Below are 18,364 nucleotides of genomic sequence, written 5' to 3' on the forward strand. Positions count from 1 at the left end.
TTATACAGGAATTTCAATGATAAATTCTGTACCTTGACTTAGAACAGAGTGACAAGACAATTTACCACCGTGAGTTTCTTCGATAATTTGTTTTGCTATAGCCAATCCCAACCCCGTACCTTTTCCGACGGCTTTGGTAGTAAATAAATTGTCAAATATCTTTTGTTTAATTTCTTCACTCATTCCCTGAGCATTATCAGCAATGGCAATTTTGACACCAAAATCTGCTAGGTCAGTGGTAATAGTAATGCGGTTGGGATTGGCTTGAATATCTGCCAAGTTTCGTCCAATGTTCGACTCATCTAAAGCATCAATAGCATTAGCAAGAATATTCATAAACACTTGATTTAGTTGCCCAGGAAAACATTCAATTTGCGGTAAATTACCGTAGTTGGTGACAACTTCAATCGCCGGACGTTGTTCGTTAGCTTTAAGGCGATGTTTGAGAATGAGAATAGTACTATCAATACCTTCGTGAATATTAAATGGCACTTTGTAATCGCGATCGGCACGAGAGAAAGTGCGGAGTGAAGTACTAATGTTTTTCAGCCTGTTACACGCCAAAGTCATAGAATCAAGCATTTTGGGCAAGTCTTCTAAGCTATATTCCAAGTCAATTGATTCGGCATGGTCTTCAATTTCTTCACTCTTGTTTGGAAAAGTTTCTTGATAGAGTTTTAAGTGAGCAAAAATATCAGTAATGGTGGGTTTAGCTTGTTTGATACTGGCAGCAATGAAACCCAAAGGATTATTCATTTCGTGAGCGACACCAGCAACTAAGTTACCCAAAGCAGACATTTTCTCACTTTGAACAATTTGTAATTGTGCATTTTGCAAGTTGTGTAATGCCTGTTCTAACTGTTGGGCATATTCCTGAGAACGTTCATAAAGTCGGGCATTTTCTAGAGAAATAGCAGCTTGAGCGCAGAGTGAGTTGAGCAGTTCGACGCGATCGCTTGTAAATGCCCCTGTGACCAAATTATTCTCTAAATATAAAATTCCGATCAACTTGCCTTGATGCAGAATCGGGCTACACAAGATACTTTTCGGCTGTTGACGCACTATATAGGGATCGTTGGCTAAGGTGGGATCTGTTGTCGCATCCATCAGGACAACAGTTTGATTATTGTGCTTGACTTTATAAATTAGTTTGTGGGGAATGTCTTGACTATCTTCAACAGGAATTCTCTGCAACACTGCTGGCTGTGTTCCCTGGGTAATTGACCCTTTAATTAGCAGGCGCGAGTCTCGCAACAGCATTAACACGCATTTATTAGCCCCGGCATTTTCGATAACAATTCTCAGTAACGATGCCAGCAATTTTTCCAGTTCGATTTCACTGGAGATAGTATGAGAAGCTTTGATAATCGCCTTTAAATCTAGGGTATCTGAGATACTGCTGTTAGAAGTGGCAGAACTGGTTGAGGTGACAGTCCCCAAGGGGATGATGGTTTCGTTAATTGAGAGGGTGGAACGAGTTTGCTGTAATATGGGGGCAAGTAGTTGGGGATAGCGTTTTTCTAAATCGGCAACTTTGGCTTTTGCACCCCATTTGGCGTAACAATAGTAAGCTTCTTGCATATAGCCTGCGGCAACTTTTACTTTACTCCAGTCAAGGTAGAATTTAGCTGCTAGTTCGTTAGCTAAGGCTTCTTCTTGGATATAGCCGTTGGCTTTAGCAAGCGAAATAGCGCGATCGTAATAATCCCCTGCTTCATAATTCTTGCCTAATACTCGGTATTTTTCTGCCTCTACCAAATCCATCTTATGCTGGTAATTCATGGGTGCATGATCCGCCCATCGCTGTAAACGGGTTTGGTTTTCTATTACACTCTGCAATGCAGCTGATGTTGCATCTAATTCTGGATTCAATTGTGCCAAAGTCAGCAGCGAATCATAAAGATAAAATACTGGTTCGGTGACTAATCCCGCACCAGCCATAAAATAGCGCCTGACTTCAATAGCATGATTTTTCGCTGGCTCAATTTCTCCAAACAAGAAACAAAGCATTAATTTATATAAATGGAAAATATACAATCCATATCCATCATTGGCAGACTGTAGCTGTTGGAGAAATTCTGTTTCTTCCAGGGCTTTTCCAGACAAAAATGTGGTATGTTCTCCAACACCTAGCAGATTTAAAACTGGTTGCCAATAAATCCGACAATAATTTGCGGTTGTCAATTGATTTATTTGCATCAAACTATGGCAGTAGGCGCTCATATCCTGCTCTAAAGTAGCCAGGGGTTGATTACACCAAAAAGAATTAAGACAAAAAGTGTGTCCATTATACCCAGCAAGTACCAGGTTTCCAAATTCTAAGGCACTGGTGTAACCTTCTTGCAAAAGGGGTAGTGTTTCTTGAATGTGAGATTTGCGATGTACAATAAATATCCCCAAAATCATCAAAATCTCGGTTTTACTTGCTTTGGCATCGAGTTTTGAAATAATCTGGAGTGCCAGAGAACCAAACTGTGTTCCTGTATCTACGATTTGGAAGAAATTGCAGAGAATATTACCATAGTTCACATAGCCGAAAGTAGAATTCGATGTGTTACCGTACTGAATCGAGAGTTTAACGGACAAAGTATTCAGCAATGGGTACAACGGTGAACCAGTAAGGTAAGCTGCTGGGCTGATGATATTGCAAATCTTCAGAATAGCGAGTTTTTCTGCATCTTGCATCTGTGGCAAGTTAACCAAATCGGCAATTTGCCGATCTCCAATCAGTTCTTCAATCTCTTGGATTTCTTGTTGCCAATCTGATGGTGTGGGTGTTTGGGGAAAAGTGGCACCAAGCTGTTGTAAGACTGGTTGAGCAAGTGCGATCGCACAAGTCAATTTACTTTGAAAAATCTGAGATTGAATTCTAATGCAGTAAACATTCACCTTTTCTAATAAGGAATGTGCCTGTTCAATGACAGTATCAATAAACTGTTCCATCGCCTCAAAATTACCATTTAGCAGTGCTACTTCTGCCGCTAATTCATGCAAGGCGAGGGTCATTTCATACTGCTGCTGCCAAGTATTTTGTCCTAGTAAAGACAATCCTACTGTGGCATATTCACGTGCTGCTTGATAAGCGGTGGAATTTTTGGCTTTGCGAGATGCAATCAGATTCAGTTGTGCTAGTTCATCGCGTTGAGTTTGTTCGCTAATTAAAGCTGTGCCGTAATTTAATTGGTTGACGATTTCAAAAATCCGGTCTTCTCTTGCTTGTGCAGAAATCTGTTTTAGCAGCAGTTGTCCAATTTGGTAGTGAGTCGTCTGTTTTTGGTCATCAGGAATCAGAGAATAAGCTGCTTGCTGTACTCGGTCATGTAAGAATTTGTATGTAACAATCAGTTGATTTTCCGATGTACGTGCTTGATTTTCTTTCCCGACATAAAACTTATAAATATCACCAATTGGTAAAATCAACCCTTCTTGCAAAGCTTTCCATAAAGCCGCTGCTGTCTCAATTTCTGATTGCTGCGAAACAATTGCCAAAGTTGCTAAATCAAAAGAGTTACCAATACAAGCAGCTAACTGCAAGACATCTTGTGTTGATAGTGGTAATTTTTGCAGTTGCCAACTCATAAAAGTTACAACGTCATCTGTAACTGCTTGAGCTGTCACTTCTGATAAATTGCATTGCCAACAGCCGATTTCAAAGTCAAATTGAATTAATCCATCTTGATGTAATGCTTTGAGAAACTGTGTGGCAAAAAATGGATTTCCTTTAGTTTTTTGATAAATCAATACGGAAAGATGCCATGCTACATCTTCTGAACATTTGAGTGTGTCAGCCACTAATTTATTTACTTGCACTTGACTCAATGGTGCTAAAGTAATCGTATTAATCTTTGCTTGTGATTTAGTGATTTCATTTAAAGTCAACATCAATGGATGTGTTGGATTAACTTCGTTATCACGGTATGCACCGATAATAAAAAGATGGCTTGTATCAGCCATTAATAACTGCATTAACTTGAGCGATGCCGAATCTGCCCATTGCAAGTCATCTAAAAATATGACTAAGGGATGCGATGCACTGGTAAAGACTTGAGTAAATTTTTGGAATAATAAATTAAAGCGATTTTCTGCTGCTGTTCCTGATAACTCTATTGCTGGTGGTTGTTCACCAATAATTCTTGACAGTTCGGGAATTACTTCAATAATTACCTGTCCATTTTCACCAACAGCCTCTAAGATTTTAGTTTTCCATTGCTGGAATCGTACATCACTTTCTGTTAATAATTGCTCCATCAAATCCCGGAATGCTTGCACAAAAGCACTGAAGGGAATGTTGCGCTGAAATTGGTCATATTTGCCTTTGATAAAATAGCCGCGTTGTCTGACAATTGGTTTATGCACTTCATTGACAACCGCAGTTTTACCAATTCCAGAAAACCCAGCAACGAGCATCATTTCAGTTGCACCAAAACTTACTCTATCAAATGCTTGCAGCAGCGTTTGAACTTCAGCTTTTCGTCCATAAATTTTATCAGGAATCAGGAAGCGATCGCACACATCCCTTGTTGATATTTCAAAGGATTTAATTTCACCAATTGCTTCTAGCTGCTGTAAACAATTCTCTAAGTCAAACTTTAATCCTAATGCACTTTGATATCTATTTTCAGCATTTTTCGCCATCAATTTCATGACAATCTCACCCAGAACAGAAGGAAGTTCTGTTTTGGGATTACTTAACTTTTCTGGCAATTTTGCCAAATGAGAATGTACTAATTCCATTGGTTCATTAGCTCGAAAAGGTAACTTTCCTGTAAATAATTCATAAAAAGTTACACCAAGGGAATAGAAATCTGTGCGATAATCAATCCCACGATTCATTCTCCCTGTTTGTTCTGGAGATATATAAGCTAGCGTTCCTTCTAAAACATTAGGGTTAACTAATGTTTGGGTTTCTCGTGGTAGTAAAGATGCAATGCTAAAATCAATTAATTTAACTTGTTTGGTTGCGGGATTAATTAAAATATTTGCAGGTTTAATATTTTTATGAATAATGCGCTCTCGATAGAGTATATCTAAGGTATTGCATAGAGCGATCGCAATTTCTAAAAACTCCTGCAAAGATTGTTCTTTAACCCCGACTCTCCACGCTTTAAGAGAAATACCGCTAAAGTCTTCCATCACCAACGCATAACCATTTTGGTAAGGTTCGAGACTATAAATTTGGACGATTAAAGGCGAGTTGAGATGTTTGGCGATGGTGTATTGATTCCGAAATGACAAGAGTTCGCGGAAACTAGGATGAGTATTTTTCAGTAGTTTAATGACTACTGGTAATGAGTCAGTTTCTCGAATTGCTCGATAAACTATTGTTCTGGAACCGTTATAAAGTTCTTCAGTTATGATATATCCGGGAATATTGACTGTTGTACTAATCATATTATTAATAAGTTCTTGAGACTTCAAGATTTAGTATTCCCAGATATCTGAAGTTATTTACTAAACATAGCCGTAAATTATACTGGAAGTTCAATAAGGAATACCGTACCTTCACCCAAAACAGAGTTGCAATACAATTTTCCGCCGTGGGTTTCTTCGACAATTTGTTTGGCGATCGCTAATCCTAAGCCCGTCCCTTTACCGACTCCCTTGGTAGTAAATAAATGGTCAAATATTTTTTCTTGGAGTTCTTCACTCATTCCTTTGCCATTATCAGCAATTGATATTTTTACGTACTGATGATCTATAATTGATGTTGTGATTGTGATGCGGTTAGGATAAGCTTTAATCTCTGCAAAACTCTTGCCAATATTTGCTTCTTCTAGTGCATCAATAGCATTGGCGAGAATATTCATAAACACCTGATTCAATTGTCCAGGAAAACAATGAATTTGAGGTAAATCACCATAATTAGTAATTACGTCAATGGCTGGGCGTTGTTCGTTGGCTTTGAGGCGATGCTTGAGAATTAAAATTGTGCTGTCAATGCCTTCATGGAGATTAAATTGTACTTTGTAGTCTTTGTCAGCGCGAGAAAATGTCCGCAAGCTAGTGCTAACATTTTTCAACCTGTCGCACGCCATGACCATTGCATCGATTGTTTTAGGTAAGTCTTCTATTTTCTAGATATAAAATACCTATCAACTTACTTTGATGCAAAATCGGGCAGCACAAAATACTCTGAGGTTGCTGACGCATGATATATGGGTCGTCCAGCGTTTGCAACAGCAGATCCAAATAAATCTGCGTAGATTCTTGTTTCATCTGAGCCAGGACAGCATTGTAAGTAGCCAATTCGGATGATAATGCGTCCACCTCTACACCTGCAAAAAGCTCATTACAGGCGTAACCTACTATGTTGTAGCCTGCGTAAAGAAAATCGCCTGTTTCTATGCCACTGGTGTAGCCATCTTTGAACGTCAATAGCGTTGCTCTGAGTGCTTGCTGCTGATGTTGGATGAAAGCTCCAAACAAATCTAGAGTCATAGACTTCATAGACTGAGCATCTATCTTCTCCAGCAACGAGAGTGCTAATCTACCAAACTCGTAGCCTGTTTTGACTTCGCCCAGAAAGGAACACAGTATCATGCCATGCAGGGCATATCCTACCGTCGAAGCGGGAGCTTCTGAACTCAGTTTAGAGGGTTGATAAAATTTGTAGACCTCACTAATCGGTAGAATTAATCCTTCTTGCAATGCCTTCCATAAATCTACCCCAAGCTCTGAGAGCGATCGCTATCACTAAAAATTCTTCTAAAGATTGTTGGGCTTCTCTAGTTCCCCACTTGTTAAGAGAAATCCCCCCAAAGTCTTCCATAACTAGTGCATAACCATTTTGGCAAGGTTCTAGACTGTAGTTTTGGACTATCAGGGGAGAGTGGAGATTTTTGGCAATTGTGTACTGGTTGCGAAACAACAAAAGTTCGTTAAAGCTGGGATAAGGATTTTTCAGTAATTTGATGACTACTGGTTGTTGATCAACTTCTCGATGACCTCGATAAACTTGGGTTCGGGAGCCATTATAGAGTTGTTCGCTGATGCTATATCCGGGAATCTTCACAAGAGTGTCAATCATATCTCTAAATCTTCAAAATCTATCGATTTAGTATTCCCGAATGATCAACTTTACTCTATAATGACGTAAAAATTTACACTGACAGTTGGATAATAAACTCTGTACCTTCGCCCAAAACAGAACTGACTGTGATTTTACCGCCGTGCTTTTCTTCGACAATTTGCCGGGCGATCGCTAATCCTAAGCCCGTACCTTTACCGACTCCCTTGGTAGTAAATAAATGGTCAAAGATGCGACTTGTTACATCTGCACTCATACCTTTGCCGTTATCTCGAATATGGATATAAACTTGATTGGTAGTTACATAAGTACGGATAGTAATTTCTTGGGGATGAGTTTGTAATTCGGCAAATGTGCGCGTTTGCGCCATTTCATCAAACATATCAATGGCATTAGCCAAGATATTCATAAACACTTGGTTTAACTGTCCGGGAAAACATTCAATTTCTGGGATGTGACCATATTCTTGCTGAACGTTAATGGCGGGGCGCTGTTCATTGGCTTTCAGACGGTATTTTAAAATCATTAAAGTGCTATCAATACCATCATGGATGTTAGCTATGACTTTATTGACTGTATCTGCACGGGAGAAAGTACGCAGACTGTTGCTAATTGATTTAATCCGTTCAGTTGCTTCTGTCATCGAGTGCAGTAACTTGGGTAAATCTTCGATTAAAAATTCCAAGTCAATATTTTGGGCATTCTTGTGAATTGGGTCAGCAGGTTCAGAATAATATTGTTGATACAGTTCTAGATGCCCGATTAAATCTTGGGTGTATTCTTGGGCGTTGCGGATACTGCCGTAAAGAAAGCCAATGGGGTTATTAACTTCATGGGCAACCCCGGCGACTAGGTTACCTAAAGATGCCATTTTTTCATTTTGTACTATCTGGAGTTGGGATTGTTCCAACTGTTGGGCATATTCTTGGGCTTGGTGATAGAGGCGGGCATTTTCTAGGGAAATGGCGGCTTGAGTACACAGGAAGTTAAGAATCAAGATGCGATCGCTTGTAAACACGCCACTGCTAGACTGATTCTTTAAGTACAAAATCCCAATTAAATTACCTTGATTGAGAATTGGCAAGCACAATACGCTTTTTGGTTGGCGCTGAGTTAAATAATTACCAATTACAGGCAAATCAGTTTTGAGATTGTCAATCACCACAACTTCTTGGGTGTTTTTGACGTACTGTATCAGCTTGACTGGCACATCAGGATTATTCTCTAAAGGTTCAGCACAAAGTTCTGTAGTGTCGGTTGTGGCAATCGCCCTCACTTGCCAGATTCCCTCACGGTTGGGTAACATCAAGGCGCAGTGATCAGCGCCAGAGTTTTGCAGAATAATTTGTGTTAATTGAGACAGTAAATCATCTAATTGAATTGTGCTGGAGAGACTTTGCGAGGCTTTGATAATAGCGGCAAAATCTAAAGCTAGATTTAGACTGGTGTTAGAAGAGGCTGTAGTGGCATTATGAATTGAGACATGAGAACTAGTCACAGCCGCCAGGGTTTCTAAGGGGTTAAGAATTGCTGTGGCTTGCTGAAAAATGGGACGCAGTAAATTAGAGTAACGACTTTCTAAATCTTTGGTTTTAGCTTCTGCACCCCAATGAGCATAACAGTAGTAAGCTTCCTGCATATAAGTTGCGGCGATTTTTTCTTTACCCCAAGCGAGGTAAAACTTCGCTGCTAATTCATAGGCGAGGGCTTGTTCTTGGAGGTAGCCATTGGCTTGGGCGAGGGCGATCGCGCGATCGTACAAATCACCGGCTTGATAGTATTTTCCTAATACCCGATAAGTTTCAGCTTCTATCAGTTGAAACTTATGCAGATAGTTCGCCGGGGCATGAGCAGCCCATATCTGCATAGATTGTTGATTCTTGGCAACTTTCTCTAAATCAACAGTTGTTGTGAGAGTATCTGGGCTAGAATACTCTGATAATAGACTCAAAGATTGATAAAAGTTCTTCAGTGGAGTAATTAATAAACCCGCCGCGCCTTGTTCATATTCTTCAAATTTGTTGGCGTATTCTCTCGCAGTTTCAATCTCCCCAAACAAATAACAGAGTAAGAGTTTTGCTAGATAAACATAGCAAATACCGTTGACGTTGCGACTTTGAATTAAAGCAGGCAAAGTCACAGTTTCATCAAAACTCTTACCAACCAGAATCATGACATTTTCGGCTTTGCCACGCAGATTGATCACTGTTTGTCGCCAGGTATTTGCCCAAATTAACGAAGCTTCTTGTTTGATATCTTCGATGAGTAGGCAATATTTATCGGCTTCTGCTTCGGCAGTTTCTAGATGTTCACCTGTCCAAAATAAAAATTGGCAATAGCAGTTAGCACAATAACCAACATATTCTAAATCTCCATGTTCTAAACCACTGGTCAAACCCGATAAAAATACAGGTAATGTGGAACGTAATGAATCTCGCCAATGTTTAATAAATAAAGCAAAAGTCAGATTTACTTTACTAGTTAATTCTTTGGCTTGCAATCGCTCTAAAATAATAGTTGCTAGTTGACCAAATTGATAACCGCGTTCAATTTCCCCAGTCGCACATAAAAATAAGCCATATAAACTATAAGCTATGGCCGCTTGGGGAGAGTTACCAGATTGAATACAGATTTTCACCATTGTGAATATCTTTAAAGGTAACAACTGCGGTTTGGCTAAATACACAGATGCAAATAAACCTACCAAGATTCGCATCGCAGCCAATTGATCAGGTGCTTGAAGAATGGGTAAATTTGCGAGAGATTCTATGGGGCGATCGCCTAAAATAGTTTTGAGTTGTTGATGTTGGGCAATCATCGTCTCAAAATCACAATCTTCCGGGAAATCAACACCCAGTAAATTCAACGCCTCTCTACCTGTATTGATGGCTTCTAGCAGTTGATTTTGGGCAGTGTAAGCTAAAATCTGAATTTCATAAACTTTGATTTTATCGAGTGGTTGACGCGCCAATAACAAAGTTTGATCAATGAAATATTTAGATTGAGCAAAATTAGTATTTAAATACTCTGATTCTGCTAAAGATTCATAGATTTGCAGAGTCAATTCATATTGATTTTGCCAGCAATTTTCTGTGAGGAGCGTTAAACCTGTGTTTAAATAACTCACAGCCGCCGAGTATGCGGTAGCCACTTTGGCTTTATGTCCCGCCCGCAAGTTTAACTCGGCTAATTTTTGTCTTGGGGATGCTTCTGTAATTAATTCAATGCCAATATTTAATTGATTGACAATATCAAAAATCCTGGAGTCTAACTCTGATTCTAGGGTATTATTTAAAATTAATTCCCCAATTTTGCGGTGAGTTGCTTGTTTTTGCAGGTCAGGAATTAAAGAGTAAGCAGCTTGTTGGACGCGATCATGTAAAAATTTATAAGTTAAATTCTCAATTTTGTGGTTGTTTTGATTTGCTTGTTCGTGGCTGAGATAAAATTTATAAACTTCACTTTGGGGCAGAATTAACCCTTCTTGTAAAGCTTTCCACAAAGCTGTCGCCGCTTCCATTTGTAATTGTTCCGAAACAATTGCTAAGGTAGCTAAATCAAATTGATTGCCAATACAAGCAGCTAACTTGAGAATATGTTGAGTTTCATCAGGCAATTTTTGTAATTGCTGCGCCATAAACTCAACCACATCATCGGTGAGAGATAAGGCATTAATTTGAGCAATATCACATTCCCAATAGCCTTGTTCACGGTTAAATTTAATTTCTCCATCTTCGTGTAAGGCTTTGAGAAATTGGGTGATGAAAAAGGGATTGCCTTTGGTTTTACGGATAATTAATTCTGTCAGGGGGAGCGATCGCTCAGTTGTACAATGCAGTGTATCGGCAATTAACTGATTGGTGTCACTCACAGTTAGAGGTGCAAGAGTAATTGTATTTACGGTTCTGCCAACTTGCTGGAGTTCCGCAACTGTTAATATTAACGGGTGGGTAGGTGAAACTTCATTATCTCGATAAGCCCCCAACAATAACAGATAATTTTTATCTGCCATCAACAGTTTAATTAATTGCAAAGATGCGGAATCTGCCCATTGCAAATCATCAATGAACATCACTAATGGATGTTCGGCGGTGGTAAAGACGGCAATAAATTTCTGAAATAATAAGTTAAATCTGTTTTGGGCGGCTGTTCCCGATAATTCTGGTGCAGGTGGTTGTTTACCAATGACTCTTTCGAGTTCTGGCATAACTTCAATTAAAACTTGTCCATTGTCGCCCAAGGCCGCGAGAATTTTGCTACGCCATTGATTTAATTTGGTATCTGATTCGGATAATAACTGCCCAATCAAATCGCGCAAAGCTTGGACAAACGCTAATAAGGGAATATTTCGATTGAACTGGTCAAATTTACCTTTGATGAAATAGCCTTGCTGGCGGGTGATGGGTTTATGCACTTCGTTGACGACGGCGGTTTTCCCAATTCCCGAAAATCCCGCAACCAGCATCATTTCAGATGTACCGTTAGCAACCCGTTCAAAGGCTTGCAAGAGGCTGATCACTTCGGCTCCGCGTCCGTAGAGTTTTTCGGGAATAAGAAAGCGATCGCAAATATCCCGTTGTCCAATGGCAAAATTAGTAATTGTACCAGTATGTTGTAATTGCTGAGTGCAAGTTTCTAAATCATGCTTTAATCCCAAAGCACTTTGATATCTATCTTCGGCGTTTTTCGCCATTAATTTCATCACAATATCTGCAATTACCTGGGGAATATCTACTTTGTTACCCAAAATTAATGTTCTAGCAATGTGACAATGTACTAACTCCATTGGGTCATCGCAGATAAACGGTAAAGTCCCCGTCAACAGTTCATAAAAAGTCACACCCAAAGAATAAAAATCACTGCGGTAATCAATACCCCGGTTCATTCTCCCGGTTTGTTCTGGGGAAATATAAGCAAGTGTGCCTTCTAAAACATTGGGACTTTTGATTTCTTGAGTTTCTCGCGGTAACAGGGAAGCAATGCTAAAGTCAATTAATTGTACCTGCTTGCTGTAGGGATGAATCAGAATATTAGCAGGTTTGATATCCTTGTGGATAACACGGTGTTGATGTAAATCGTGGAGAATATTACTGAGTTGAATAGCGATCGCTAAAAATTCTGCTAAAGAAAGAGTCGTGGTTTTGATATATTCCCGCAGAGCGATCGCTCCTGTATCCGGCATCACTAAAATATAACCATGCCCATAAGTCTCTAATGACAAGGGACAAATAATACCCGGAATTTGCAGATTTTTGCTAATCGTGTATTGGTTACGAAATTGCAATAACTCGTGAAAACTGGGATATTCGGAAGTGAGAAGTTTGATGACTACTGGCAGTTGATCAAATTGACGGATAGCGCGATATACTCTGGTTCTAGAACCTGCATACAATTGAGAGCTAATTTGATATCCAGGAATGACGGGTGTCTGAAACTCAGTAGTCATTGATATATACCTCTAGTTTCTTTGGGTGGTTGCTTCTCTACATGGATGAAACCACGCGCAGCAAGTTTAGATAAGCTTAGTATTCCCATTTGTTAGAGTTAGAATCACTAATACTTAGCTAAAGAAATCATTAACTACTGAATTGAGTAATCAGGCAATATAGCATTCCTATTTGATATGTGAACAACACAGACAACAGAGACAAGGAGGACAGAGTAGACAAGGAAGCAAGATGTTTGTCAATCATTTAGGATTGCTATATCCGATCAGCCTTGGACGCTGATATCCATTCTTTAAAATGTGACAATACACCATAATTCAGAATTTAGATTTCCAAACTGCTATAGCAGTAGCCAAGGTTTTGAGGATATCAGTAAACCACTTTTAATTGTGTCACCTGTCACCTCCTATATAATTGGCAGTGAAATTACGAATTCTTTTCCCTCTCGTAAAATCGAATTAACCGTGATTTTACCGTTATGTTATTATTCGACAATTTGATGCGCGATCGCTAATATCTAAACCAATTGATACACCACCACAAACCTCACCATTTGTATCTAACATTGGGACATTAAACCATTCACAAGTAATCTGTCGACCATCTTTAGTAATATTTTGTTAATCGCATGAGAACTGCCATTTTGATTCAAAATTGCAGTAGCAACATCATCTACATAAGCGGGATATTCTTTAGGAATAATTATACGCAAATGCTTGCCTAAAGTTTCTGTTTGTGTATAGCCAAATAATTTTTCGAGGGCTGGGTTCCAATGTTGAAATTTAAACTTGGTATTCCACTCTAAGATAGCGACTGGTGTTTGTTGAATGATGATTTGCAATCTTTGTTGAGATTTTTCTAACTCCCATCTTTAGATAGATTTTGTAAGAATTTTAAGAGCTATGGTAGTATGCCCTTAAAGAAGTGATAAACCAAGCATTATTTAATACTCTTTAAAACATGAGCGCGAATTTACTGTGAGCTTATATATTTACTTTTTCCGTCACGGACAAACAGAATGCAGCCACAATAATGCTTTTTGTGGTTCCATAAACTCTGAACTCACTCCCGAAGGCTTGGAGACCACAACTACGTGATGGTTTAAAAGAAATCAATTACGATCAGTGGGAAAGTAAAACCCCAAAGACTATTGCAAAGTTTACCTGGAACTTAATGCCATGATTCCGCAGATTGAAAATATATTTTTACGGCAAATGGCCTCTGGCGATCGCCTATCTTTACAAGTTTATAAATTTGTTGGCGCTCATCCAGGCAAAAAGGTCTACATTCAATCTAACTTACACGGTGCAGAAATTTCTGGTAACGCCGTTATTCACCAACTCATAGAATTTTTCCTGACTCTCAATGATACCGATTTAGTCGGAGAAATTTGGCTAGTTCCAGTGTGTAATCCAATGGGAACCAATGAACGCGCACAACATTTTTCGCCGGGAAGACACTGTGTTTACGAAGCTAGAGACTGGAACCGGATTTTTTGGGATTATGAAAAAGTAGCTGAAGATTTAACAGAATTTGCTCAATCACAATTGCAACTTGAGCAAGACACTATTCGCCAAAATTATTTGCTAAGAATTAAACAGGAATTTGCCAAAATACTAGAGCGTATTCATTCAGCCAGTAGTTTGCCTTATACTGATCAATTTAGTTATCAACTGCAAAGCCTGAGTTTAGATGCAGATTACGTGATTGACTTACACAGTTCCACAAATCAAGGTTTAGACTATATATATTATTTCCGCGATCGCCAAAATAGTGCCGAATATTTTCTCCTCGATTATGGCATTTTACTAGATAAATATGATGGCGATGCTTTTGATGAAGCATTTATCAAACCTTGGTTAGCATTAGAAGCAATTTTTGCGAGTTTAGGCAGAAAAATTCAATTTGACATTGAAGCTTGTACATTAGAATTAGGTGCAGGAATGCAGATAAATCCTCATTCAGTTACTAAAGGTATGGAAGGGGTAAAAAATTATTTAGTCCAGAAAGGTATTCTCAAATCTGCTAACTTAAACCACGCAGCTAGAGCAAATCATGTTATGGCTGTTTTCCACAGCAGTAACAGAACTAAATATTATGCGATCGCTGGTGGGATGATTCAATCGAGAGTCGCATTAGGTAGTGTCGTTAAAGTCGGAGATAGGCTTTATCAAATTATTAGTTTTAACAAAGCAGGTGGATTGCCAAAATTAATTGATATCTATGCTGAACACGATGGATTAATTTATGATGTGGCGACCAATCAAGCTGTAAATCAAGGAGAATTTGTCTTAGGAATTATTTATTAATTTGTTGCAGAAGTCCGAATCAATTAGTGGGTAATTCAAAGCCGCCACTGTCTTGAAAAGTTTGCTCAAGTCGGGCATTGTCCGCCCACGCAGCTTTTCGCTAATTGAAGACTACTAAATCAAAGATTTAATGAGTGTCTTAAACCCACTTATTCATTAGCAATTTGGACAGAATTAAATTCTGAATTCTGGCTACTGACTCCTGAGAGGCTGTCTCTAAAGAAATGTAAAAAGAGCGAAGTCAGACAGCCAATATCGTCGCCTGAGTAAAGATTATGAACTTTTACCCGAAATGAGCGAATCTATAATTAACACAGTCATAATTCGTTTAATGTTAAAACGACTGGTGAAGTCTTATTTGCTCACTTCATAATCATTTACAAACAGCGTCTAAAGAATGCCAAAAGTTAGCGTCATTATTCCCACCTATCAGCGATCGCATCTGGTTGGTCAAGCAATTGAAAGCGTTTTAGCTCAGACCTACTGCAATTACGAAATCATCGTAGTCAATGATGGCTCTACTGACAACACTGAAGAAATTCTGGCTCAGTATGCGGATCAAGTTATTGCCATTCATCAAGACAATCGGGGAACAGCAGCAGCGAGAAATGCCGGGATACGAGTTTCTCAAGGGCAGTACCTTGCTTTTTTAGATGATGATGATCTTTGGGAACCGCAAAAACTGGAAAAGCAAATTCCTCTATTGGAAACTGATTCCAGTATAGGTCTAGTCTACACCGATATGGTGATCTTTAATGAAGCAGGAATACTGCCAGGAACCTATCTCAATGGTTTTGTTCCGCCTCAAACTGTTACTCCTTTGACTCTACTGCATGGCAACTTTTTTCCCATGCCCACGATTATCATCCGTCGGGTATGTTGGGAGCAGCTCGGTGGTTTTGATGAAAGTTTGCGTTCCTCAGAAGATTATGACCTTTGGCTAAGGATTGTCGAGGAATGGGCAGTAGGCTATGTAAATGAACCACTGGCACGCTATTGTCGTCATTCTGAAAACAGCAAACAGTTAAGTCAAAATACAGAAACGATGCTACTAACAACTCTCTGCGTTAAAGAGGCAGCATTTCAGCGCAATCCATATCTGCAACGCTTGCAACCGAAGTACCGTGATTCTTGTCTGCGTCCAGAATACTTAGAACTAGCAAACTTCTACACCCAAAATGGTGATTTGGCAAAGGCAAAGGCGGTGTTAGACCGCTATCAGCCAGATAAATCGGTAAAAGAACTCAATACCTGAACCAAAAAAAGAGTATGAAGAGAGAGGGCTGACGTAGTAGAGTTATTGGACGTACTTGGTATTAGATGGTCATTTTGGTAACAACAATGGTTTGCAGATGGCACGTCTTGTCAACTTGCACATAATTTCTAAGTTACGGCATGATTCAGCATGAGTGACTGTCTGACTTTGCTCTTTTTAAATTTCTTTAGAGACAGCCTCTGAATCCTATTTTGATGATGGCAGAAGTTTATGAAAGCTTACGAAATCCAAAGTAATGCCGGCATTGATGCTTTAAAATTAGTCGATCGCCCGCAACCCGAACCCGCAGCCAGACAAGTTCTCATTAAGGTAAGAGCCACATCTTTAAATTATCGTGACTTGCTAGTAACTGAGGGCAACTACGGTTCTAAATTGACATATCCACTGATTCCGATGTCTGATGGTGCGGGGGAAGTTGTCGCCGTGGGTGAAGGTGTCACAAGAGTAAAAACAGGCGATCGCGTCGCCGGGATTTTTTTCCAAACTTGGATTGACGACTCCCCAACCAGACAGAAAATGAAGTCTGATTTAGGTGGTAGCATTGACGGAATGCTGGCTGAATACGTTGTGCTAGACCAAGATGGGCTAGTAATTTTACCTGATCACCTCTCCTACACCCAAGCAGCCACTTTACCCTGCGCTGCTGTCACCGCTTGGCACGCTTTGGTTACAAAAGGTAACATCTGCGCCAATCACACTATATTATTACTGGGTACTGGCGGAGTTTCGATATTTGCCCTTCAGTTTGCCAAACTCCACAATGCAAAAGTCATCATTACTTCCAGCAGCGATGAGAAATTAGCACGCGCCAAACAACTAGGTGCTGATGAAATTATCAACTACAAAACCACACCAAATTGGGAAAGGCAAGTTTACGAGTTAACAAATCGCGTTGGTGTAGATCACGTCATCGAAGTGGGAGGTGCGGGGACTTTACCACAATCACTCCAAGCCACCAGAATTGGCGGGCGTGTGAGCTTAATCGGTGTGCTGACAAGAGGTGGTGACATTGATCCTATGCCCATATTAGCTAAAAGTCTTACCCTACAGGGCATTTATGTAGGCAGTCGAGAAATGTTTGAAATCATGAATCAAGCAATATCTCACCATCAAATCTTACCCATAATTGATTCTGTTTTTCCATTCACCGCCGCCCCAGAAGCTTATCGCTATCTCAAAACTGCCGCCCACTTTGGTAAAGTCATCATTGAAATTTAAATTCACACTTCATACTTTCTCTCTCAGGATAAATTCATTTAGGCGATACTTAGTTATATTAGGATGCACAGAGTTGAGTATTCCCGAAAACACCTAATATCCAGACTGTTATGACTTATTTAGAAACAGCAGCAGAATTTTACCGCGAAGTTGCAGAAACACCCGCAGTCGGACTTTGTTGTGTCCAAAGTTCACCCTTGCAATTCCCTGGCTTAAAAATTCCTTTGCCGATGCAAGAAATGAACTATGGTTGTGGTACAACGGTTCACCCGACAGAACTCATCAACCAACCAACTGTGCTTTATGTTGGTGTTGGTGGGGGGTTAGAAGCGTTGCAATTTGCTTATTTTTCTCGTCGTGCTGGTGCGGTAATTGCTGTTGAACCTGTGGCTGCTATGCGAGAGGCTGCTACACGCAATCTCGAAATTGCAGCCACAGAAAACTCTTGGTTTAATCCTAATTTCGTCGAAATTCGCCCAGGCGATGCTTTTAATTTGCCTGTAGCTGATGCTTCGGTGGATATTGTCGCGCAGAATTGCCTGTTCAACATTTTTGAACCAGAAGATTTAACCAGAGCTTTAAAAGAAGCATATCGCGTGCTGAAACCTGGTGGACGTTTGCAAATGAGTGATCCCATTGCAACCCGCCCAATTCCTACCCATCTTCAAAAAGATGAGCAACTACGCGCTATGTGTTTGTCAGGCGCACTTACCTACGAAGAGTATACTCAGCGCATAATTGATGCTGGCTTCGGACAAATTGAAATTCGCGCCCGTCGCCCTTATCGCTTACTGGATGCTCAAACTTATAATTTAGAAGCAAACCTATTACTAGAAAGCCTTGATTCGGTTGCTTTTAAAGTTGCAATTCCAGAAGATGGCGCTTGTATTTTTACTGGCAAAACAGCCATTTACAGTGGTGCAGCAGCTTTGTTTGATGATGGTGCAGGACATCTACTCCAGCGTGGGATTCCCGCCGCAGTCTGCGACAAAACGGCTGCTAAGTTGGCGACTTTAGAGCCGCAGCAAATCATAATTACTGATTCAACCTGGCACTATAACGGTGGTGGTTGCTGTTAAAATATAAA

8 protein-coding genes and 3 pseudogenes are annotated in these 18,364 nt (G+C 39.8%); 5 read left to right on the plus strand and 6 right to left on the minus strand.

The window, feature by feature from the left end; genetic code table 11:
- The 6 genes and pseudogenes from ACX27_RS29550 to ACX27_RS29575 form a co-directional block, all read right to left on the minus strand.
- Window positions 1-5,391 (minus strand): trifunctional serine/threonine-protein kinase/ATP-binding protein/sensor histidine kinase, encoded by a 5,391-nt coding sequence (locus tag ACX27_RS29550; protein ID WP_062297786.1) that lies wholly within the window; start codon window positions 5,389-5,391, stop codon window positions 1-3.
- 77 nt (window positions 5,392-5,468) lie between these two features.
- A pseudogene (locus ACX27_RS35100) lies at window positions 5,469-6,071 on the minus strand (sensor histidine kinase); the annotation flags it as partial.
- A complete protein-coding gene (locus tag ACX27_RS35930) occupies window positions 6,055-6,648 on the minus strand; it encodes a hypothetical protein (RefSeq protein WP_062297788.1) in 594 nt (197 codons plus the stop codon). The gene ACX27_RS35930 and the pseudogene ACX27_RS35100, both read right to left, overlap by 17 nt.
- Before the next feature lie 28 nt (window positions 6,649-6,676).
- Window positions 6,677-7,027: pseudogene (locus ACX27_RS29565) on the minus strand (hypothetical protein); the annotation flags it as partial.
- Between the two features lie 73 nt (window positions 7,028-7,100).
- On the minus strand, window positions 7,101-12,473 hold the full coding sequence (locus ACX27_RS29570; RefSeq protein ID WP_062297791.1) for a trifunctional serine/threonine-protein kinase/ATP-binding protein/sensor histidine kinase: 5,373 nt from the start codon (window positions 12,471-12,473) through the stop codon (window positions 7,101-7,103).
- Window positions 12,474-13,033: 560 nt separating this feature from the next.
- A complete protein-coding gene (locus tag ACX27_RS29575) occupies window positions 13,034-13,315 on the minus strand; it encodes a PAS domain S-box protein (protein WP_062297793.1) in 282 nt (93 codons plus the stop codon).
- Between the two features lie 136 nt (window positions 13,316-13,451).
- Between ACX27_RS29575 and ACX27_RS31395 the strand changes: the two are divergent.
- The 5 genes and pseudogenes from ACX27_RS31395 to arsM form a co-directional block, all read left to right on the plus strand.
- Window positions 13,452-13,632, plus strand: a pseudogene (locus tag ACX27_RS31395) (histidine phosphatase family protein); the annotation flags it as partial.
- A 20-nt stretch (window positions 13,633-13,652) separates the two neighbouring features.
- Window positions 13,653-14,783: a succinylglutamate desuccinylase/aspartoacylase family protein gene (locus tag ACX27_RS29580; RefSeq protein WP_062297795.1), complete on the plus strand. Its 1,131-nt coding sequence runs from the start codon at window positions 13,653-13,655 to the stop codon at window positions 14,781-14,783.
- 397 nt (window positions 14,784-15,180) lie between these two features.
- On the plus strand, window positions 15,181-16,038 hold the full coding sequence (locus tag ACX27_RS29585; RefSeq protein WP_062297797.1) for a glycosyltransferase family 2 protein: 858 nt from the start codon (window positions 15,181-15,183) through the stop codon (window positions 16,036-16,038).
- Window positions 16,039-16,269: 231 nt separating this feature from the next.
- Complete coding sequence (locus tag ACX27_RS29590; protein WP_062297799.1) at window positions 16,270-17,277, plus strand: zinc-dependent alcohol dehydrogenase family protein; 1,008 nt, start codon at window positions 16,270-16,272, stop codon at window positions 17,275-17,277.
- 110 nt (window positions 17,278-17,387) lie between these two features.
- Entirely contained in the window at window positions 17,388-18,356 is a 969-nt protein-coding gene (arsM, locus tag ACX27_RS29595; RefSeq protein WP_062297801.1) for an arsenosugar biosynthesis arsenite methyltransferase ArsM, read from the plus strand.
- The last annotated feature ends 8 nt before the right edge of the window (window positions 18,357-18,364 follow it).

It is taken from the genome of Nostoc piscinale CENA21 (assembly GCF_001298445.1).
Taxonomy (GTDB): Bacteria; Cyanobacteriota; Cyanobacteriia; order Cyanobacteriales; family Nostocaceae; genus Nostoc_B; species Nostoc_B piscinale_A.